At 69.4% G+C, this 19843-nt stretch carries 18 protein-coding genes; 9 read left to right on the top strand and 9 right to left on the bottom strand.

The annotated features are described in order from the left end of the window. Positions 1 to 41: 41 nt before the first annotated feature. The 3 genes from O5I81_RS06490 to O5I81_RS06480 form a co-directional block, all read right to left on the bottom strand. Positions 42 to 455: a hypothetical protein gene (locus O5I81_RS06490; RefSeq protein ID WP_271068136.1), complete on the bottom strand. Its 414-nt coding sequence runs from the start codon at positions 453 to 455 to the stop codon at positions 42 to 44. A gap of 59 nt (positions 456 to 514) precedes the next feature. Next, positions 515 to 1534 carry a ketol-acid reductoisomerase gene (gene ilvC, locus O5I81_RS06485; RefSeq protein ID WP_271068135.1) on the bottom strand — a complete coding sequence of 340 codons (1020 nt, stop codon included), beginning with the start codon at positions 1532 to 1534 and terminating at the stop codon, positions 515 to 517. A 170-nt stretch (positions 1535 to 1704) separates the two neighbouring features. After that, complete coding sequence (locus tag O5I81_RS06480; protein WP_271068134.1) at positions 1705 to 2721, bottom strand: RcnB family protein; 1017 nt, start codon at positions 2719 to 2721, stop codon at positions 1705 to 1707. Between the two features lie 168 nt (positions 2722 to 2889). Between O5I81_RS06480 and O5I81_RS06475 the strand changes: the two genes are divergently transcribed. Then, on the top strand, positions 2890 to 3444 hold the full coding sequence (locus O5I81_RS06475; RefSeq protein ID WP_271068133.1) for a DUF924 family protein: 555 nt from the start codon (positions 2890 to 2892) through the stop codon (positions 3442 to 3444). Between the two features lie 13 nt (positions 3445 to 3457). Here the strand turns inward: O5I81_RS06475 and O5I81_RS06470 are convergent, their stop codons facing one another. Then, positions 3458 to 4492 carry a helix-turn-helix domain-containing protein gene (locus tag O5I81_RS06470; protein ID WP_271068132.1) on the bottom strand — a complete coding sequence of 345 codons (1035 nt, stop codon included), beginning with the start codon at positions 4490 to 4492 and terminating at the stop codon, positions 3458 to 3460. 179 nt (positions 4493 to 4671) lie between these two features. Here O5I81_RS06470 and O5I81_RS06465 point away from each other — a divergent pair, with 179 nt between their 5' ends. The 6 genes from O5I81_RS06465 to O5I81_RS06440 all read left to right on the top strand — a co-directional run bounded on the left by O5I81_RS06465 (position 4672) and on the right by O5I81_RS06440 (position 11046). After that, positions 4672 to 7215 (top strand): hypothetical protein, encoded by a 2544-nt coding sequence (locus tag O5I81_RS06465; protein WP_271068131.1) that lies wholly within the window; start codon positions 4672 to 4674, stop codon positions 7213 to 7215. Between the two features lie 80 nt (positions 7216 to 7295). Continuing rightward, a complete protein-coding gene (locus tag O5I81_RS06460) occupies positions 7296 to 8147 on the top strand; it encodes a thymidylate synthase (protein ID WP_271068130.1) in 852 nt (283 codons plus the stop codon). Positions 8148 to 8272: 125 nt separating this feature from the next. Continuing rightward, positions 8273 to 8776, top strand: a complete 504-nt coding sequence (locus O5I81_RS06455; RefSeq protein WP_271068129.1) for a hypothetical protein — start codon at positions 8273 to 8275, stop codon at positions 8774 to 8776. A gap of 26 nt (positions 8777 to 8802) precedes the next feature. Further along, positions 8803 to 9516: a ribonuclease T gene (locus tag O5I81_RS06450; RefSeq protein ID WP_271068128.1), complete on the top strand. Its 714-nt coding sequence runs from the start codon at positions 8803 to 8805 to the stop codon at positions 9514 to 9516. A gap of 33 nt (positions 9517 to 9549) precedes the next feature. Then, a complete protein-coding gene (locus O5I81_RS06445; RefSeq protein WP_271068127.1) occupies positions 9550 to 10065 on the top strand; it encodes a dihydrofolate reductase in 516 nt (171 codons plus the stop codon). Positions 10066 to 10134: 69 nt separating this feature from the next. Beyond that, positions 10135 to 11046, top strand: coding sequence for an SMP-30/gluconolactonase/LRE family protein (locus tag O5I81_RS06440; RefSeq protein ID WP_271068126.1), 912 nt, complete (start codon positions 10135 to 10137; stop codon positions 11044 to 11046). Positions 11047 to 11232: 186 nt separating this feature from the next. On the opposite strand, the gene O5I81_RS06435 is transcribed toward O5I81_RS06440, so the two are convergent. Continuing rightward, complete coding sequence (locus O5I81_RS06435; RefSeq protein ID WP_271068125.1) at positions 11233 to 12333, bottom strand: NADH:flavin oxidoreductase; 1101 nt, start codon at positions 12331 to 12333, stop codon at positions 11233 to 11235. Positions 12334 to 12507: 174 nt separating this feature from the next. Here O5I81_RS06435 and O5I81_RS06430 point away from each other — a divergent pair, with 174 nt between their 5' ends. Continuing rightward, entirely contained in the window at positions 12508 to 14352 is a 1845-nt protein-coding gene (locus O5I81_RS06430; protein WP_271068124.1) for an alpha/beta fold hydrolase, read from the top strand. Positions 14353 to 14658: 306 nt separating this feature from the next. Here O5I81_RS06430 and O5I81_RS06425 read toward each other — a convergent pair whose 3' ends face one another. Next, complete coding sequence (locus tag O5I81_RS06425) at positions 14659 to 15702, bottom strand: IS110 family transposase (protein ID WP_271066031.1); 1044 nt, start codon at positions 15700 to 15702, stop codon at positions 14659 to 14661. 195 nt (positions 15703 to 15897) lie between these two features. Beyond that, positions 15898 to 16689 (bottom strand): SDR family NAD(P)-dependent oxidoreductase, encoded by a 792-nt coding sequence (locus O5I81_RS06420; protein WP_271068123.1) that lies wholly within the window; start codon positions 16687 to 16689, stop codon positions 15898 to 15900. A gap of 100 nt (positions 16690 to 16789) precedes the next feature. Between O5I81_RS06420 and O5I81_RS06415 the strand changes: the two genes are divergently transcribed. Then, positions 16790 to 17173 carry a hypothetical protein gene (locus O5I81_RS06415; RefSeq protein WP_271068122.1) on the top strand — a complete coding sequence of 128 codons (384 nt, stop codon included), beginning with the start codon at positions 16790 to 16792 and terminating at the stop codon, positions 17171 to 17173. An 82-nt stretch (positions 17174 to 17255) separates the two neighbouring features. Here O5I81_RS06415 and hutU read toward each other — a convergent pair whose 3' ends face one another. Beyond that, a complete protein-coding gene (gene hutU, locus O5I81_RS06410) occupies positions 17256 to 18914 on the bottom strand; it encodes a urocanate hydratase (RefSeq protein WP_271068121.1) in 1659 nt (552 codons plus the stop codon). Further along, complete coding sequence (gene hutG / locus O5I81_RS06405) at positions 18911 to 19711, bottom strand: N-formylglutamate deformylase (protein WP_271068120.1); 801 nt, start codon at positions 19709 to 19711, stop codon at positions 18911 to 18913. The genes hutU and hutG overlap by 4 nt, the downstream gene beginning before the upstream one ends. Positions 19712 to 19843: the final 132 nt, after the last annotated feature.

Genomic DNA, 19843 nt, shown 5'->3' with positions numbered 1-19843 from the left:
CAAGCTAGGGAGCCGGGTCGGCCGGCGAAAGGGCGAACGGACTACAGCGGCTCGCCCGTGAACACAGCCCCGACGATGGTCTCGTTCTCGGGCACGATACGACAGGCCCTGCCGCCGTCCAGCACTTCGCAGCCGGTCCAGGCGACCGACCAGTCCTTGCCGAACTGCCCCTTCATGCCCTTGGCGCTGAGCAGCGCGGTCTTGCTCTTGCGCACCCAGACCCAGCACTGGCGGTTTTCATGGGGCGTGTACTTGTAGGCGTCGGGGCCGCAGTTGATGCCGACCACGTCGTCGCTGACGACCACGGACCTGGGCCCCAGGTCGCCAGACACATTGATCCGCAGGATGACGGTGTTGTCACCCCGGATCAGGACTTCGGAGACTTCGGTCTGGGCCAGCGCCGGAGCGGCGACGAGGGCCGTCAGGACAGCGGCCGCGGCAAGAATACGCTTCACGGTCCCAAAAGCTCCCATCCGGCGGCCGAAACGCTCGGGACCGGATGGGGCTGTTTTGATCAGTTCCGGTCCTTATCGACCAGTTTATTCTTTGTAATCCACGGCATCATGCCGCGCAGCCGGGCGCCGACTTCCTCGATGGGATGTTCGGCGTTGCGGCGGCGGGTGGCCTTGAAACTCGGTTGACCCACGGCGTTCTCGGCCATGAAGTCGCGCACGAAGCGGCCCGACTGGATGTCCTCAAGCACCTTTTTCATCTCGGCCTTGGTGTCGGCGGTGATGATGCGCGGGCCGGTGACGTACTCGCCGTACTCGGCGGTGTTGCTGATCGAGTAGTTCATGTTGGCGATGCCGCCTTCATAGATCAGGTCGACGATCAGCTTCACCTCGTGCAGGCATTCGAAATAAGCCATTTCCGGCGCGTAGCCGGCCTCGACCAGGGTTTCGAAACCGGCCCGGATCAGCTCCACCACGCCGCCGCACAGCACGGCCTGCTCGCCGAACAGGTCGGTCTCGCATTCCTCGCGGAAGTTGGTCTCGATGATGCCCGAACGGCCGCCGCCGATGGCGCTGGCGTAGGCCAACCCTAAGTCCAGCGCGCCGCCGGTGGCGTCGTGATGCACGGCGATCAGGCAGGGCACGCCGCCGCCCTTCTCGTATTCGCCCCGCACGGTGTGGCCGGGGCCCTTGGGGGCGACCATCAGCACGTCGATGGTCGACTTGGGCTCGATCAGGCCGAAGTGGACGTTCAGGCCATGGGCGAACAGCAGGGCCGCGCCGTCGCGGATGTTGGGGGCGATCTCTTCGTTGTAGATGCCGCGCTGCAGCTCGTCGGGGGCGAGGATCATCAGCACGTCGGCCCAGGCGGCGGCCTCGGCGACGCTCATCACCTTGATGCCGTCGGCTTCGACCTTCTTGGCGGTGGCCGAACCCGGGCGCAGGGCGACCGCTATGTTGCTGGCGCCGCTGTCCTTGAGGTTAAGCGCGTGGGCCCGACCCTGGCTGCCATAGCCTACGACGGCGATCTTGCGGTCCAGGATGCGGGCCAGATCAGCGTCGCGGTCGTAGTAGACGCGCATGATTTATTCTCCAAGGCAGCGATTTACGCCGCACCCGCGCAACGGCAGTGCAGCAAAGCGTGGCTATCCAGCGGAATTTTGCGCGAACGTCAAGGATGGCTTTGGGCCCGGCACACGAAAAAGGCCCCGGGGCATGCCCGGAGCCTTTGACGTCGGTTGAGCGAAAGGCCCTACCAGAACAGATCGTAGTAGACGCTCAGCACGCGGCCGGACCAGACATCGACCAGATAGGCGTCGTCACCGACGCGGACCCACTCGCAGCCGATCGGCGGCATCGGCAGGCCGTAGCTCCACCAGTCGTTCAGGTAGTAGTTCGAGCCGTACCAGCCGTAGGGCAGGATGTCGCCGTAGCGCCAGCTGTTGGAGTACCAGCCGCGCGGGTAGACGTAGACGCCCAGGCGGAAGCGGCGCGAGGAGCGGTACTCGTGACGCCATTGGCGGCTGTCGTACCAGTGACGGCCACGGTCGCGGTGGCGGGCCTGGCGGCCTTCGCCGGGACGGCGGCCATCCCAGCGGCCGTCACCCCGGCCATCACGGTCGCCACGGCCAGCGCCGGGGCCGCCGCGATCGGGACGCCCGTCGTTGTTGCGATCCCAGCCGCCCGGGCCACGGTCCGGACGACCATCGTTGTTGCGGTCCCAGCCACCTGGGCCCTGGCCGCCACGACCGGGCTGACCCCGGTCCGGACGGCCGTCGTTGTTGCGATCCCAGCCGCCGCCCGGCTGCTGCGGCGGCACGACACCGCCATTGCCGGGGCCGCCACGGCCGGGGCGACCGCCGGGGCCGCCGCGATCAGGACGGCCGTCATTGTTGCGATCCCAACCGCCGCCCGGCTGTTGAGGCGGCTGGCCGCCGCCGTTGCCGCCCCGGTCGCCGCGACCGTTGACGCCGCCCCTGCCGCTGCCGGGGTTGGGGGCGCCGCGATCAAAGCCGCTCTGGCCGGACTGGCCATCGCCGCGCTGGCGACCGCCAGGACCGCCCTGTGGGCCGCCGGGCTGTTGCGGCGGTCGGGCGCGATCACCACGACCACCCCGGTCGCCGCCACGCTCAGCGCGTGGCGGTTTGGGCTGCTCGGCCTGGGTCTGGGCTTCCGGACCACGGTTGTCGCGCCCCTCTCGGGGCGCCGCCACGGCGACCGTTCCCATCAAAAGGGCCAGAGCGGCGCCGGCCAACAAAACCTTCTTCATTCCCAATCTCCAGCCCTGGCCAAGTTCTATGGCGGGCGCACGGGTCCCAACGAGTTTTCCAGATGCGACTTCCAACCTGAACGGCAGTTGAACGAAAAGCCAGCCACGTTAACCACCAGGGACGGCAGCCCGTTGCGGCGTCCGCCCGGCCCGAACTAAGAATGCGCCATGCCTGCCCACCCCAACGATGTCCTGACCTTCTGGACCACCGCCGGCCGCAAGAAGTGGTTCGCCAAGGACGACCGCTTCGATGCCGCCATCCGCCTGAAGTTCGAGCCGGTGCACTTCGCCGCCGCCCGGGGCGAGTATGACGCCTGGATGGACAGCGCCGACGGCTGCCTGGCCCTGCTGCTCCTGCTCGATCAGTTCCCCCGCAACCTGTTCAGGGGCAGCGCCCATTCCTACGCCACCGACCCCAAGGCCCGGATGATCGCCCGCCACGCCATGTCTCGCGGTTTCGACACACAGGTCGCGCCCGAGTTGCGGCCCTTCTTCTACCTGCCCTTCGAGCACAGTGAGGATCCGGCCGACCAGGAGGTCGCTGTCGCCCTGACCCAGGGCCTTGCCGACGAACAGGACGACCAGGAGACGGTGAAGTTCGCCCTGATCCACCGCGACATCATCCAGCGCTTCGGCCGCTTTCCTCACCGCAACAAGGCGCTGGGCCGCGAGACCACGCCCGAGGAGCAGGCCTTCCTCGACGAGGGCGGCTTCGCCGGCTAGCGGCGGCCAGCGATCAGAGGCGGCTGAACCAGTCCCGCATGCCGGCCGCGCCCTCGGCCTCGCTCAGCGCCGCCGGTGAGGCGCCGCGCAGGGCGCGGGCGTCGCGCGGGGTCAGGCCGAACCGGCCGCGGAAGGCGCGGCTGAAGACGTCCTCGTCGACAAAGCCGTTGGCGCGGGACACGTCAGCGATGCGCAGGGCCGCGCCGCCCGGCCCGGTCAAGCTGCGGAAGGCCCGCGACAGGCGTCTCTGCCGGATATGGCCGGCCACCCCGCCCAGCGGGGCGAACAGGTCGTAGAGCCGGGTCCGCGACAGGCCGAAGGCCCGGCAGACGGCCAGGGCGTCCAGGTCCGGCGAGGCCAGGTTGGCGTCGATCCAGTCACGGATGCGCCAGAGCCGCGCCTCGTCGGCCGCCCGGATCGCCGCCTCGCGGCCATCGGCCAAGGGCTTCAGGCAAGCCCCGACCAGGGCCGCCGTGGCCGTCGACAGGCCGGCGACCTCGGCCGGGGTCAGGCTGGGGGCGACGCTCCACAGGGTGCGGATGTGGTCGCCCAGCAGGCGGCCGACCGGGCTGGCCCCGTCGATATGCAGGCCGTGGGCGCCGTCCGGGTCGGACAGGTAGGGCGCCACGAGGTCGCGCGGCAGGACCAGGCTGAGGTTGACGTAGGGCCCCGTCGCGGTCCGGGCCGTGCGCGAAAGGTCGAGCACCCGCAGGTCGCCCGGCCGGCTGCGCCCGGCCGGGGCGCCGGACAGCAGGCAGTCCTCGCCCTCGACCAGAAGCTGGACCAGCAGATGGTCCAGGCCGCTGCGGGCGACCTGGGCGGCGTCGCGGTGAAATTCGTGGCCGTTGGAGCGGCAGCGGCCCAGCATCATCGGCCCCAGCAGCCAGGTGCTCAGCTCGCCGTCGAAGGCCGCCTCGCCGGCCGTCTCGACCCGGAACAGCGGATCGATAGCCCAGCGCCATTCCTCGAAGCCGCCGTCGCGCGCCTCGCCCTGGCCGACCGTCAGCCGCGCCGGCCTGCCCGCCGTGGCCTCCCCCATGTTCGTCATCCACGCCCCCGCGAACCCCAGGGCCGCGACAATGGGGTCATCCAGCCGCAACGTCCAGCCACGGGCGCGTTCCGATCCGTCGGGGTGTCCGGAACTTCCGGCGCCGTGTCCCGCGTCCCTTGATTCCGCCCGCGTCCGCGCCAGGGCTGGCCTCCCGTCACGCGTAAACGAGATTCAGCATGCCCTTCCCCGCCAGCATCGATGTTTCCAACCTTGGCGCGGCCGGAACCGTCATCAATGGGGCCAACGTCTACGACCTGGCCGGCCTGGCGCTGACCGCCGCCGGCGACGTCAATGGCGACGGCATCGGCGACTTCATCGTCGGGGCCTCGGCGGCCGACCCAAACGGTAATTCCTCGGGCGTGGTCTATGTGGTCTTCGGCGTTCAGGGTGGCCTGCCGTCGACCCTGAACCTGGCCAGTCTGAATGGCGCCAACGGCTTTGCCATCCACGGCGGGGCGGCCCTCGAACTCGCCGGTTATTCGGTCTCGGGCGGCGGCGACTTCAACGGCGACGGCCTGGCCGACATCGCCATCGGCGCGCCCGGCGTCGCCAACGGCGGCGCGGCCTACATCGTCTTCGGCAGCAGCCAGCCGTTCGCCCCGGTCGTCGAGCTGGACGCGCTGGGCGCCGACGAGGGCCTCGTCGTCATCATGGACGACGCCCATGGCGACCTTGGGGACTCGGTCGCCTTGGCCGGCGACCTCAACGGCGACGGCTTCGACGACCTGGTCATCGGGGCGCCGGCCGCCCTCACCGTTCAGGGTCATGCCGGCCAGGTCGTGGTGGTATTCGGAACCAACGCTGTCGGCGCGGGCAGCCTGACCGTGATCGATCTGGACGGGAACAACGGCTTCGCTATCGAGGGCGCGATCATCGACGGCGGTATCGGCAATTCCGTCAGCATGGCGGGCGACGTCAACGGCGACGGGATCGACGACCTGCTGTTCTCGACCAGCGGGCTCGAGACCGGTCTGGGCGGCTGGGGCGGCGTCTATGTCATCTATGGCCGCAGCTCCGGCCTGGACAGCACCGATCTGGACAAGCTGACGAGCGACCGGGGCTTCTTCATCGCCAGTTCCGACCCCGACCACAATATCGGCGACGACGTCGCCCTGGTCGGCGACATCAACGGCGACGGCCTGGCCGACATCCTCCTGCAGTCCGGCGCCGGCGATGACGAGGCGGCGGCCTTCGTGGTCTTCGGCCGGTCTGACCAGCCTGACGTCATCGATCTCGAGGCGCTGACCGGCGCCGACGGCTTCAGACTCGCCACCCCCTACCCCAACATCGGCTTCGGCGCGGTCGGCGCCGCCGGCGATGTCAACGGCGACGGCCTGGCCGACCTCGTCCTCGGAGCTGTCGGCGTCCTTGATGTCGACGGCTATTCCGTCGGCTTCGGGATGGTCATCTTCGGACAGCAGACGCCGTTCGACGCCGTCGTCGATCCCCTCGCCCTCGGGGCGGGCGGCGTCCAGTTGCCGGGCGCCACCCGCCTTGTCGACTTCGGGACCCGTGTCTCCGGCGCCGGCGACGTCAACGGCGACGGACTGGACGATTTCCTGATCGCCGCGCCCCGGGCCTATGGCGACGCCGCCGCCTCGGGCGTCGTCTACCTCGTCTACGGCGTCCAGAGCGCCCTCAACCTGACCGGCGGCTCGGGGCCGGACACCCTCGACGGCGCCAGCGCGGGCGACACTCTCGACGGCGGTGACGGCGGCGACACCCTGAACGGCCTGGGCGGAGACGACACCCTGATCGGCGGCGGCGGCCAGGACCTGCTCAACGGCGGCTCGGGCAAGGACATCCTGCGCGGCGGCGATGGCTTCGACACGCTGAACGGCGGCGACGGCAACGACAACTTGTTCGGGGGCGATGTCTTCGACTTCCTCAACGGCGACGCGGGCAACGACAACCTGTTCGGCGAAGGCGGCACGGACTTCCTGTGGGGCGGCGACGGCGCCGACAAGCTGAGCGGCGGCGCGGACTCCGACACCCTGCGCGGCGAGGCCGGCATCGACCGGCTGGAGGGCGGCGACGACAACGACTTCCTGTTCGGCGGCGACGCCAACGACCTGCTCGACGGCGGCGCCGGCTCGGACATGATGACCGGCGGCCTGGGCAACGACGTCTACATCGTCGATGACGCTGACCAGACCACCGAGGCGGCCGGCGAGGGCTACGACATCGTCCGCTCGTTCGCCGCCGCCTGGGCCCTGGGCGACAATATCGAGGGCCTGGAACTGCAGGGCTCGGGCAACCTGATCGGCATCGGCAACGCGCTGTCCAACAACATGCAGGGCAACAGCGGCAACAACATCCTCAGCGGCGGCGACGGGGTCGACACCATCAACGGCAATGACGGCGATGACACCATCATCGGCGGGGCCGGCAACGACCTGCTGCGCGGCGGCCTGGGGGCCGATACCTTCGTGGTGCAATCGATCGGCGGCGGCGTGCTGCGGGTCGATGTGATCTACGATTTCAGCACCGCCGAGAACGACCGGATCGATTTTTCGAGCATCGACGCCAACACCGGCCTGGCCGATGATCAGGCCTTCACCCTGGTCGGCGCCTTCACCCGCCACGCCGGCGAAATGACGCTCAGCTTCACCGCCGGCCAGACCCTGGTGCGGCTGGACGTCACCGGCGACGGCAAGGCCGACTACCAGATGAAGATCAACGGCGATGTCACTGGCGACAGCGGCGGCTGGCTGCTTTAGTCGGATAAATCGTCGCGCCTGTGGATGTTTACGCCAACGCCACTTTGCAGGCGGGTGATTCGCGACGACCCTCCCTGCCCATGGCCCTCGTCGCACCCGTCCTGCCCGTCTCGCCGCAACTGGCGCCCGCCGACCATGGCGAGCGCCAATACCTCGGCCTGCTGGCCGACATCATGGCGACAGGCGTGCAGCGCGGCGACCGCACCGGCACCGGCACGCTGGGCGTCTTCGGCCGGCAGATGCGCTTCGACCTGTCGAAGGGCTTCCCGCTGCTGACCACCAAGAAGCTGCACCTGCGCTCGATCATCGTCGAGCTGCTGTGGTTCCTGCGCGGCGAGACCAACATCCGCTACCTGAAGGACCACGGCGTCAGCATCTGGGACGAATGGGCCAATGCCGAGGGGGACCTGGGCCCCGTCTACGGCAAGCAGTGGCGCTCCTGGACGGCGCCCGACGGCCGGGTCATCGACCAGATCAGCGCCGTCGTCGAAGCCATCCGCAAAAACCCCAACAGCCGCCGCCACATCGTCAGCGCCTGGAACCCAGCCGACGTCGAGGACATGGCCCTGCCGCCCTGCCACTGCCTGTTCCAGTTCTTCGTCGCCGACGGCAAGCTATCGTGCCAGCTGTACCAGCGCAGCGCCGACGTCTTCCTGGGCGTGCCGTTCAACATCGCCAGCTATGCCCTGCTGACCATGATGGTGGCCAAGGTCACCGGCCTTCAGCCCGGCGAGTTCGTCCACACCTTCGGCGACGCCCACCTTTATCTGAACCACCTGGACCAGGCCAAACAGCAGCTGGCCCGCGAGCCCTACCCCTTCCCGACCATGACCCTGGCCGATAAGGACGACCTGTTCGCCTTCGAGCTGGGCGACTTCCTGGTCGAGGGCTACCAGGCTCATCCGACCATCAAGGCGCCGATCGCGGTCTGACCATCACCGAGATGCCGGCCGTCGGCGACCTGCCGCCCGGGACCTTCCTGTCGGTGATCTGGCGCCAGTAGCAGCCCCCGATTTTGGGCATGTCGGCGGTCGGGCGCGGGGACATCCTGCCGCCCATGATCACCCGCCGCCTCATCCCCGCGCTCGCCGCCGCCCTGCTGCTGGCCGCGCCCGCCGCCGCCCAGCCCACCGAGCCCGCCCGGTTCATGCTGGCCACCCTGGATCTCTGCCTGAACGTGCTCAAGGGCACGGCCTCCTGGGACTCCGGCCTCGACGGCCTCGGCTACAGTCGCCAGGCGGGTGGCGGCCGGGTGCGGTCGGTCGGGGGAAGCGTGATCGTCGCCGCCATGGGAAATAGCACCGTGCGCGGCGCGCTGGCCCGGCAATGCGAGATCACCGCCACCCCGCAGATGCCGGGCAACAGTATCCTCCGCCAGGGCCTGACCAGCCGGTCCGGCTCCCTGCCCGCCATGCCGCCCTCCGGCCCGCTGAAGAACGGTTCGATCATGGACGGCTACGCGGACCTGAGCCGAACGGGCCTAGCCGCCCTGGTGGTCACCGACTACCCGGCCGCCAACGGCAAGCCGGCCAACACCTCCCTCTCGGTCATCTGGAAGTAGCGCCCGCCCGGGGATAGAAGCGGCGCATGCGTTTCGCCGCCTCCCTGATTGCCGTCCTTGCTCTGGTCGCCTGCGCCGCTCCCAAGGAGCAGGCCGCCGGCGCCGCCGTCGACTGCGCCCTTCCCGCCGACCTTGCGCCGGCCCCGACCGAGGTCGGCCCGGCCGACAAGGTGGTCGCCGACTTCAGCCCCGACAGCTACCTGCTCGCCATGGCCTGGCAGCCGGAGGCCTGCCGCAGCAAGGCCGCCGACACCTCCGACCCCAGCGCCTGCGACGGCGGCCGCACCTGGACCCTGCACGGCCTGTGGCCCAACAGCGACGACGGCAAGCACCCGCGCTACTGCCGCCCCAGCCAGCCCCTGACGGCGCGGACGGTCGCCAGGAACTTCTGCATGATCCCCTCGGCCCGCCTCCAGCAGCATGAGTACGCCGCCCACGGCGTCTGCGCCTGGGACAGCCCGGACGCCTATTTCGACCAGTCCCGCAAACTGTGGGACGGCCTCGTGAAGCCGTATCCCGCCAGCGCCACCATTTCCGCTGGCGTGCTTCGTGATGTCTTCAAGGCTGCCAACCCCGGCCTGCCGCGCGCCGCCATCGCCATCGTCACCGCGCCGGAAGGCCAGCTTCGCGAGGTCCGCATCTGTCACGACCTGGCCTTCAAGCCGACCGCCTGTGCGCCCAAGGCGCTCGGGGCCCGCGACGACGTCATCCTGATCGTCACCCCGCCGAACCGGGGATGACGACGCCCGACGACGCAGAGTAGGGTCCGCCCCATGGTCCTGCCCATCGCCCTCGTCGTCGCCCGCGCCCGCAATGGAGTCATCGGCCGCAATGGCGACCTGCCTTGGCGCATCCGCTCCGACATGGCCTGGTTCAAGGCCAATACGCTCGGCAAGCCGGTTATCATGGGCCGCAAGACCTGGGACAGCCTGCCGCTGCAGCCCCTGCCCGGCCGGCTGAATATCGTGCTGAGCCGCGATGGCAGCTTCGAGCCGAAGACCGCCGTGCCGGTCGAGAACTTCAACGAAGCCGTCGAGATGGCCAGCGAACAAGCCGAGGAAGACGGCGCCAACGAAGTCTGCGTCATCGGCGGCACCGCCCTGTTCGAGCTGGCCATGCCGCGCGCCAGACGCCTCTACATCACCGAGGTCGAGGCCGAACCGGAGGGCGACGCCTTCTTCCCGGCCTTCGACGAGGCCGCCTGGACCGAGGTCCACCGCGAGGCTCACCCGGCCGGCGAGAAGGACGACCACCCCTTCGTCTTCCGCATCCTCGAACGGAAGCGATGAAGTCCTTGCGTTGACCAAACGTCACCGGGTTCTATCGCCGCAACGATAAAGCGCGGGAAGGAACGCCAAGTGGACATCGAACTCGTCGCCGAGGGACTGCAGTTTCCCGAGGGCCCCATCGCCATGAACGACGGCTCGGTGATCCTCACCGAGATCAAGGGCCAGCGGCTGACCCGGGTCACCCCGGACGGCAAGACCAGCACCGTCGCCGAGACCGGCGGCGGCCCGAACGGCGCGGCCATCGGCCCGGACGGCAAGATCTATGTCACCAACAACGGCGGCAGCTTCGAATGGCTCGACGTCGGCGGCCTGACCATCCCCGGCCCCACCCCCGCCAGCCACGTCGGCGGCTCGATCCAACGCGTGGACATTGCGACCGGCAAGGTCGAGACGGTCTATGAGGCCTGCGACGGCAAGCGTCTGGTCGGCCCCAACGATCTGGTGTTCGACAAGACCGGCGGCATCTGGTTCAGCGACCACGGCTGCACCACGCCCGAGGGCAAGAAGTTCGGCGGCCTCTACTACGCCCTGCCGGACGGCTCGAAGATCGTCCGCCACAGGGACCATATGGTCAGCCCCAACGGCGTCGGCCTCTCGCCCGACGAGAAGACGGTCTACCTCGCCGACACCATGCTCGGCCGCCTCTGGGCCTTCGACGTCAGCGCCCCCGGCGAACTGGCCGAACCGCCGCCGTTCCAGCCGGGCCATGTGGTCTGCAACCTGCCGGGCTACCAGCTGCTCGACAGCCTGGCCGTCGAGGCCGGCGGCAAGGTCTGCGTCGCCACCATCATCAACGGCGGCATCACGGCTTTTGACCCGGACGGCACGACCGAGCACTACCCCTTCCCGGACCTGCTGTGCACCAACATCTGCTTCGGCGGCGACGACATGCGGACCGCCTGGATCACGGCGTCGGGGACGGGGAAACTGTACCGGGCGAGGTGGCCGCGGCCGGGCCTGAAGCTGAACTTCAACGCGTAACGGACCTCCCTCCCCGAATTGGGGAGGGCAGACGCGCGGTTACGCGCGTCGGGTGGGGAAGTCGGTCGCCGGCGTGGAAGGCGACCAAGAAGACGCTCAACTGGTGGGAAGCGGCTGCCCACTTCCCCACCCGGCGCTTCGCGCCACCCTCCCCAATTCGGGGAGGGACGCCGGCGCTCCCGCCCCCTAGTACAACACCCCCATCGCCGACCGCTCGAAGCTCTTCAGCTCGTCCTCACGCCCGTCGCGCACCTTCACCACCCATTCGGGGTCCTGCAGCAGGGCGCGGCCGACCGCCACCATGTCGAACTCCTCGCGCTCTAGCCGCTCCATCAGCCCGTCGAGGCTGGCCGGCTGGCTCGCCTCGCCGCCATAGGCCGCGATGAACTCGCCGGACAGCCCCACCGACCCGACGGTGATCGTCGGCTTGCCGGTCAGCTTCTTGGCCCAGCCCGCAAAGTTCAGGTCGCTGCCCTCGAACTCCGGCTCCCAGAAGCGCCGCTGGCTGCAGTGGAAAACATCGGCCCCGGCGTCGGCCAGCGGCGCCAGCCAGGCTTCCATCTCCTTGGGATCGGCCGCCAGCTTCACCGTGAAGTCCTGCTGCTTCCACTGCGACAACCGGATGATGACCGGATAGTCCTCGCCGACCTCGCGCCGCACGGCTTTCAGGATTTCCACCGCGAACCGCGAGCGTTCGGGCAGGGTCTTGCCGCCCCAACGGTCCTCGCGGACGTTGACCCCGTGCCAGAAGAACTGGTCGATCAGATAGCCATGCGCCCCGTGCAGCTCGATGGAATCGAAACCCAGCGCCTTGGCCGCCCCGGCCGCCTTGGCGAAGGCGTCGACGGCGTCGGCCACCTCCGCGTCGCTCATCGGCTCGCCGAATTGCTTGCCCGGCGAGGAGAGGCCCGACGGGCTGTCGTACGGGCCCGGCGGCGTCCATTGCGGATCGCGGGTGCGCACCGCCCCGACGTGCCACAGCTGCGGCGCCATCTTGCCGCCGGCCGCGTGCACCGCGTCGATCACCTGTTTCCAGGCGGCCAGTTCCTGCTCGCCATGGAAGCGCGGCACGTTGGGATCGTTCAGCGAGGCCGGCCGGGCCACGCCCGTGCCCTCGGAGATGATCAGCCCGACGCCGTTCTCGGCGCGGCGGCGGTAGTAGTCGACGACCTCGCTGGTCGCCACGCCGCCGGGCGAGAAGCTGCGCGTCATCGGCGCCATGGCGATGCGATTGGCCAGGGTCATGGACTTGACCTGGAAGGGTCGGAACAGGGCGTCGGTGCTCACGTTGCTCTCCGGTGAGATATCGTTGCCCGTTTAAACGACCGTTTGAGCCCCGGCTCCAGTCAGAAAAACTGGCAGGGCCTCTGTTGCACATTGAAATTGATGTGGCGCATGTCCGGCCATCCGACCCATGGTATTCGACCGCCTGACCACAATTCGAGGATTCGACCCCGCGCCGTGAACGCTCCGGCCTCCCTGTCCGAGACCCTGCGCGGCCGCCTGGCCGAGGGCCAGCCCGTGGATGCGGTGCTCGAGGGCTGGGCCCTGCTCGACTCCACCCTCACCCACGACCCGGCCGCCTTCGCCGAGGCCCTGGGCGAGGCGGCCAGGCTGGACACCGGCGCCGGCTTCGCGGCCATCGCCCCGGAGGGCTCGCTGGGCGCGGCGGTGATCTCGCCGACCGGAGCCCTGGCCCAGGCCGATCCGCAGTTCATCAAATGGTTCGGCGACCCCACCGACATCCCCGCCTTCCGCCGCCTCGTCCGCCTGGCCCAGAAGCAGGGCCAGGCCTCGGGCCTTGTCGAGACCGAGGACGGCGGCGTCATCGCCGCCTGCGCCGCCGTCGAGACCCTGGCCCTGCGCTGGCCGCTGTCCGAGGCCAGCCGCGCCCAGCTGCTGCTGCCCGGCCGCCGGGTGGCCCTGCTTGGCTTCGCCCCCTCGCGGGTCAGCGACCTGGCCCAGCGCGCCGCCCAGGCCTTCGGCTTCACCCCCTTGGAAGCCCGGCTGGCCGAGGCCCTGCTCGACGCTCCCAACCTCAACGAGGCGGCCGAACGCATCGGGGTGGGGCGCGAGACCGCCCGCGAAGCCCTGAAGAAGGCCATGCGCAAGGCCGGGGCGCGCCGCAGCCCCGACCTGGTCCGCCGGATGATGGACCTGATGAGCGGCATGGGCGCGCCGATCGGCGACGTCGAGGCGGTGCTGCGCGCCCTGTTCGGCGCCACGCCCGCGGAAGCCAAGGCCGCCGCCCGCTTCGCCGAGGGCCTGACCGCCCGCGAGGTCGCCGCCGCGCTGGGCGTCAAGGAGGCCACGGTGCGCGGCCAACTGAAGGCCGTGTTTGCCAAGACCGGGGTCAACAAGGCCAAGGACCTGGTCCGCCTGACCGTCGAGGCCGGCGCCCTGACCGCCTTCACCGAGGCCAGCGAGACGGTGGTCGAGCCTGTCGACCTCGAAGGCCGGCCCCGGGTCATCAGCCTCGAGGGCGGCCGGCGGGTGGCCTTCGTCGACTATGGGCCCAAGGGCGGCCGGCCCGTGGTCGTGTTCCATGGCTATTCCACGGGCCGCATCCTGCCGATCACCTTCGTGGCCCTGCTCCACCGCGCCGGCTACCGGCCCCTGGCCGTGCAGCGGCCGGGATTTGGCCTCAGCGACCCGGCCCCCACCCCGGAAAGCCACCTGGCGACCCAGGCCGACGACCTGATCGCCGTGCTGACCGCCCTGAAGCTGCGCAAGGTCGACGTCATGGTCCGCGACGGCTCGACCGCCGCCGGCCTGGCCTTCGCGGCGCGCTACGGCGACCGGATCGGCCGGGGCCTGCTGATGAACCCCCGCGCGCCCCGCCATATCGAGCGCAGCCAGCTGTCCCTGATCGGGGCGGTGTCGCGCAGCATGCTGAAACACCCCGAGCTGATCACCCCGCTGGGCGAGATGCTGCGCCGCCAGACCCGCACCGACCTGCTGACCAGGACCGTGCGCAAGTCGATGGAGGCCGCCCCGGCCGACAAGGCGGCCACCGACGATCCCCTCATCCTGGCCCGGGTGATGCGCGACGCCCGCGGCATGTCGGCCCGCACCATCGCCGGCTGGGCGGCCGAGATGGCGGTCTACGCCCTGGGCTGGACCCTCCCCGAGCACATCGGCGGCGACCGCTGGAACATCCTGTTCTGCGATGGCCTGCAATGGCCGGTCCAGGTCGAGCATTGGCGCGCGGCCTTCCCCGACGCCCCGATCACCTTCATCAAGGACGCCGGCTTCCTGGCCTACTACACCCACCCGCTCGAGGTGATCGCGGCGCTGGAGGGTTAGACCTCTATTCGATTTTCCGCACCAAGTTCTGTCATCCTCCGGCCGCGCGTAGCGCGGACCGGGGGACCCATATGTGGACGACCCCCACCCTGCAAGTCGTCGCGGATTGATCTGATCGTAGTCGCTTGCGCCCATATGTCCGGTCTGGCGGCCTTGGATATTGGCCGTCGCCAAGATGGTTTGCGCGGGATGGGTTCCGATCAAGGCAGCGGTCTGTGACGCCGTTGGGTCCCGCGGAGTGTCCCATCCATTTGATCGATCGATCACACCATCTGCCTCTTGCAAGGAACGGGTTGAGCCTGCCGGCTAGGCAGGTTGTTGGGAAGGCGCGGCGAGGCGGCGAGACGGATCGTAGTCCTGTCCGCTGACCATGAGGCGCCAGGCGATGCGGGCGGTCTTGTTGGCGAGGGCGACGGCGACCTGCTTGGTCGGCTTTGTGGCCAATAGCCGATTGAGCCATGGCCACGGCTGTCCTCGACCCGCTTTGGCGTTCTGGATCACCGCCATGGCCCCGCAGACCAGGACGGCTCGAAGCGCCTCGTCGCCGGCCCGGGTGATGCCGCCAAGGCGGGTCTTGCCGGCAGTGGAATGGTCCTTGGGCGTGAGGCCCAGCCAGGCGGCGAAGTCGCGCGCTGAGCGGAAGGCCTTGGGGTCCGGGGTCTTGGCGGCGAGCATGACCGCGCCGACGATCCCGACGCTGGGGATCCTGGCCAGCCGGCGGCTGGTCTGATCGGCCCGATGATGCGCCGCCATCCGGGCGTCGATCTCGACGATCTGCGCCTGCAGGGCGAGGAGCTGGCGGCCAAGACCCGCGAACAGGTCCCGGGCCAGGTCGGGCAAAGCCTGGTCGGCGGCGACGCGCTCCAGCAGCGGCTCGATCTTGTCCAGCCCGGTCGGAGCGATCAGCCCGAACTCGGCGGCATGGCCGCGAATGGCGTTGGTCAGCTGGGTGCGGCTTCGCACCAGTCGGTCCCGCGTCGCCAGCAGCATCAGCACCGCCTGCTCCTGAACCGTCTTGACCGGCACCGGCCTCATCGTCGGCCGGCTCATCGCTTCGCAGCCGGCCTCGGCGTCGCGACCGTCGTTCTTGCCTCGCTTCAGATAGGCCTTCACATACTGGGCCGGCAGCAGCATCACCTGATGGCCAAGCCCCGCCAGCTCCCGCGCCCAGTGGTGTGAACCTCCACAGGCTTCCAGTCCGATCACCGTCGGCGCCAGCCTGGTGAAGAACGGGATCATCTCCCGCCGCCGAAGTTGCCGGCGAATGACGACCTTCTCGCCTGCGTCCACACCGTGCAGCTGAAACAGCTGCTTGGACGTATCGATGAATATGCGCGTAGGATGCTCCACGGACGGCCCTCCTTGAGATGAGTTCAGACAACCCATCTTGGCACACCGATGCCGCCGGGGGTCGTCCACCCCATCAAGGGGGCTCTGGAAAGACTCTCGGCAGTCTTCACGCGGACAGTTGGGTCCCCCGGTCCGGGCTTCGCCCGGCCGGAGGATGACAGCGATTAAGAAGGCTCGGCTCGGAGCGCCTTGAGTTCAGCTCAAGGACCCCGGCCGCGCCACAGGGTGCGAACTCGACAGCCCGCCATCCACCACCATCGCCTGACCATTCACATACGACGCGTCATCCGAAGCCAGGAACAGGGCCATCTGGGCGATCTCGATCGGCTGGCCGGCGCGGCGCAGCGGGTTCAGCTGGCCGATTTTGCCTTCCGAGCCCTTCGAGCGGGCCCCGTCGAAGATCGGCTTGGTCATCCCCGTCTCGATCAGCCCCGGGCAGATGGCGTTGACCCGGATGCCGGTGCCGCCCAGCTGCTGGGCCGTGGTCTGCACCATCGAGATGACGCCGGCCTTGGAGGCGCTGTAGGGCGTGCCGCCCGCCCCCGAGCGCAGCGCCGCCACGGATGCCGTGCAGATGATCGAACCCTTGCCCTTCGGCGCCATGACCCGCGAGGCGTGCTTGATCATCATCGCCGGCCCGACGACGTTGATCCTGAGCAGGTCCATGAAGCTGGCCTCGGTCAGTTCCGGCAGGGTGATCCAGCCACCCGACACCCCGGCGTTGGCGAAGGCGATGTCGAGGCCGCCGTAGGTCTCCACGGCCTTGTCGACCAGGGCGCTGACCTCGGCTTCCGAACCGGCGTCGCCGGTCACCGCGATGGCCTTGCCGCCGTCGGCAACGATCTCCGCCACCGTCTCGTTCACCCCCTCCGCTCGGTCAAAGGCCACCACGCTGGCCCCCTCGGCGGCGAACAGCTTGGCGCTGGCCCGGCCAATGCCGCTGGCGGCCCCGGTGACGATGGCGACCTTGCCCGACAGACGACCCATGGTTTGCTCCCTTTGCTTTGAAGGTGACCTTAGGGAGGGTCGCGGCAGATTTCAAACAGTTGTTCGAGGCACGTTACCACGCGCCGGGCGTTGCGTGACGATGACCCGTCTCCTCGCGCTTACCCTGGCTGCCCTGCTCACCCTGCCCGCCGCCGCCCAGGCCGCCCCCGCCCCGGCCCCGGCCAAGGTCGACGCCGCCTTCGGCAACACCGTCCTGATCGTCGATCCCGACGGCCGCTCCCGCAAGATCTGGCTGCAGCCCGGCGGCGCCTGGACGGGCCTCAGCCGACGCGGCCTGGACCTGGCCGGCAAGTGGACGGTGAAGGGCCGGGTCAGGAAGCAGGGCCAGCCAGGACCGCTCTACGGCAGCGGCCCAAACCAACTCTCCCCCGCGAAGTGGGGGGAGGACCGCTTTGGAGCGCCCAGCGACAAAGCAGGAGGGGGGGGGCTCCCCCGCCTGACGATAATCCCTGACCGCCGGTGAGCCCGCCTCCTGCTTTCTCGCTTGAAGGCTCGAAAGCGGTCCTCCGCCCAGAGGGCGGAGAGTTTTCAATGCCGCCTCCGGCCTACAAAGACGGCAGATCCAGCCCCTTCTCCCGAGCCCAATCCACTGCCTCCTCATACCCGGCGTCCGCGTGCCGCATCACCCCCGTCGCCGGGTCGTTCCACAGCACCCGGGCCAGCCGCCTCGCCGCATCCTCCGTCCCGTCGCAGACAATCACCATGCCGCTATGCTGCGAGAACCCCATGCCGACCCCGCCGCCATGGTGCAGCGACACCCAGGTCGCCCCGCTCGCCGTGTTCAGCAGCGCGTTCAGCAACGGCCAGTCGGACACCGCGTCCGACCCGTCCTTCATGGCCTCGGTCTCCCGGTTCGGGCTCGCCACCGAGCCGCTATCCAGGTGATCGCGCCCGATCACCACCGGCCCGATCTCGCCCCGCGCGACCATCTCGTTGAACGCCAGGCCCAGCTTGTCGCGGTCCCCCAGCCCCACCCAGCAGATGCGCGCCGGCAGTCCCTGGAACTGGATCTTCTCCGCCGCCATGTCGAGCCAGCGGTGCAGGTGCCTGTTGTCCGGCAGCAACTCCTTCACCTTCGCATCCGTCTTGCGGATATCCTCCGGATCGCCGCTCAGCGCCGCCCAGCGGAACGGCCCCACACCCCGGCAGAACAGCGGCCGGATATAGGCCGGCACGAAGCCCGGGAAGGAAAAGGCGTCCGCCACCCCCTCCTCCAGCGCCACCTGCCGGATGTTGTTGCCGTAATCGACGGTCGGGATACCCGCCTTGTGGAAGTCCAGCATCGCCTCGACATGCCGCGCCATCGAGCGCCGCGCCGCCTGTTCGACGGCCTTGGGATCGCGCTCGCGCCGCTCGTCCCACTCCATCACCGTCCAGCCGGCCGGCAGATACCCATTGACGGGATCATGCGCGCTCGTCTGGTCGGTCACCAGGTCGGGCCGCACGCCGCGCCGCACCATCTCGGGCAGCATCTCGGCGGCGTTGCCGACCACCCCGACGCTGATCGCCCGCTTCTCGGCGCAGGCCTTCTCGATGATGGTCAGGGCCTCGTCCAGATTGGCCGCCTTCACATCGAGATAGCCGGTCTTCAGCCGCATCTCGATCCGGCTCTCGCGGCATTCGATGGCCAGGCAGCTGGCCCCCGCCATCACAGCCGCCAGCGGCTGGGCCCCGCCCATGCCGCCCAGCCCCGCGGTGAGGATCCAGCGCCCCGACAGGTCGCCGCCATAGTGCTGGCGCCCCGCCTCGACGAACGTCTCGTACGTCCCCTGAACGATGCCCTGGCTGCCGATGTAGATCCACGACCCGGCCGTCATCTGGCCGTACATCATCAGCCCCTTGCGATCGAGCTCATGGAAGTGGTCCCAGGTCGCCCAGTGCGGCACCAGGTTGGAGTTGGCCAGCAGCACGCGCGGCGCGTCGGCATGGGTGCGGAACACCCCGACCGGCTTGCCCGACTGGATCAGCAGGGTCTCGTCGGCCTCCAGCCGCTTGAGGGTGGCGACGATCCGGTCGAAGCTCTCCCAATCGCGCGCCGCCCGGCCGATGCCGCCATAGACCACGAGGTCCTCCGGCCGCTCGGCCACCTCCGGATCGAGGTTGTTCATCAGCATCCGCATCGGCGCCTCGGTCAGCCATGACTTGGCGGAGAGTTCGAGGCCGCGCGGGCTGCGGATGACGCGGGTGTTGTCGAGACGGGTCATTCTTTCGTCCAGTCGATCAGGTCGGTCAGCATGGCTTCGAGCACGGCCATCAGGGCGGCGGCGCGCTCAGGCTTCCAGGTCGGCATGTCGAGGCCGGCGGGCTCGTCCATGTAGGCCCGCTGGGCGATTTCCATCTGCAGGGCGTGGACGCCCTCGGCGGGCCGGCCGTAGTGGCGGGTGATCCAGCCGCCCTTGAACCGGCCATTGGTGACGTGGCTGAAACCCGAGCCGGCCATGTGCTTTTCCGCGATGGCCACCGCTTCGACGCCGGCGCTGGCGCCGCTGTTGGTTCCCAGGTTGAGCGCCGGCAGCTCGCCGTCGAACAGGCGCTCGACGTGGGACCGGATCGAGTGGGCGTCGTAGAGCAGGATGCGCGGATGGATCAGCCGCAACCGGTCGATCTCCCCCTCCAGGGCGTCATGATAGGGCGCGAAATAGCTGATCCGCCGCCGGGCGATCTCCGCCTGGCGGGGGGCGCGGCCCGGCCTGTAGAGCGGCAGGCCGTCAAAGGTCTCGGTCGGACAGAGCCCCGTCGTCACCTGGCCGGGATAGAGGCTCTGGCCCGACGGATCGCGGTTCACATCGATGGCCGTGCGCGAGATGTCGGTCCGCACGATGGTGGCGCCCAGCGCCTGCGCGAAGCCGTAGAGCTGAGGGATGAACCAGTCGGCGTCATGGATGGCCAGGTCGTGATCGACCAGATGCTCGGCGATCTCCGGCGGGATGATTGTGCCGGCGTGCGGGATCGAAATCACCAGCGGCGCCTGGCCGCGGTGGACGTGGAGCCACTCTTTCATGCCCTTCTCCCGCTTGCCGGGAGAAGGTGGCCCCCGAAGGGGGTCGGATGAGGGCAGCACCAGCTCACGAAGGATGTGGCCCCGACGGCGCCAGAACGCGCGCGCCGACCCTGGCCGGCGCTGCCCTCATCC

It is taken from the genome of Caulobacter sp. NIBR1757, from assembly GCF_027912495.1.
GTDB lineage: Bacteria > Pseudomonadota > Alphaproteobacteria > Caulobacterales > Caulobacteraceae > Caulobacter.
Note: the sequence above shows the minus strand (reverse complement) of the source record. Positions and strands in the feature narration are given on the sequence as shown.

Excerpts from the sequence above, each read along its gene's own strand:
- ilvC (WP_271068135.1), bottom strand. The coding sequence starts at position 1,534 with ATGCGCGTCTACTACGACCGCGACGCTGATCTGGCCCGCATCCTGGAC.
- O5I81_RS06415 (WP_271068122.1), top strand. The coding sequence starts at position 16,790 with ATGACCCGTCTCCTCGCGCTTACCCTGGCTGCCCTGCTCACCCTGCCC.
- hutG (WP_271068120.1), bottom strand. The coding sequence starts at position 19,711 with ATGAAAGAGTGGCTCCACGTCCACCGCGGCCAGGCGCCGCTGGTGATT.
- O5I81_RS06460 (WP_271068130.1), top strand. The coding sequence starts at position 7,296 with ATGGCCCTCGTCGCACCCGTCCTGCCCGTCTCGCCGCAACTGGCGCCC.
- O5I81_RS06420 (WP_271068123.1), bottom strand. The coding sequence starts at position 16,689 with ATGGGTCGTCTGTCGGGCAAGGTCGCCATCGTCACCGGGGCCGCCAGC.
- O5I81_RS06475 (WP_271068133.1), top strand. The coding sequence starts at position 2,890 with ATGCCTGCCCACCCCAACGATGTCCTGACCTTCTGGACCACCGCCGGC.
- O5I81_RS06465 (WP_271068131.1), top strand. The coding sequence starts at position 4,672 with ATGCCCTTCCCCGCCAGCATCGATGTTTCCAACCTTGGCGCGGCCGGA.
- O5I81_RS06445 (WP_271068127.1), top strand. The coding sequence starts at position 9,550 with ATGGTCCTGCCCATCGCCCTCGTCGTCGCCCGCGCCCGCAATGGAGTC.
- hutU (WP_271068121.1), bottom strand. The coding sequence starts at position 18,914 with ATGACCCGTCTCGACAACACCCGCGTCATCCGCAGCCCGCGCGGCCTC.
- O5I81_RS06470 (WP_271068132.1), bottom strand. The coding sequence starts at position 4,492 with ATGACGAACATGGGGGAGGCCACGGCGGGCAGGCCGGCGCGGCTGACG.
- O5I81_RS06455 (WP_271068129.1), top strand. The coding sequence starts at position 8,273 with ATGATCACCCGCCGCCTCATCCCCGCGCTCGCCGCCGCCCTGCTGCTG.
- O5I81_RS06450 (WP_271068128.1), top strand. The coding sequence starts at position 8,803 with ATGCGTTTCGCCGCCTCCCTGATTGCCGTCCTTGCTCTGGTCGCCTGC.
- O5I81_RS06480 (WP_271068134.1), bottom strand. The coding sequence starts at position 2,721 with ATGAAGAAGGTTTTGTTGGCCGGCGCCGCTCTGGCCCTTTTGATGGGA.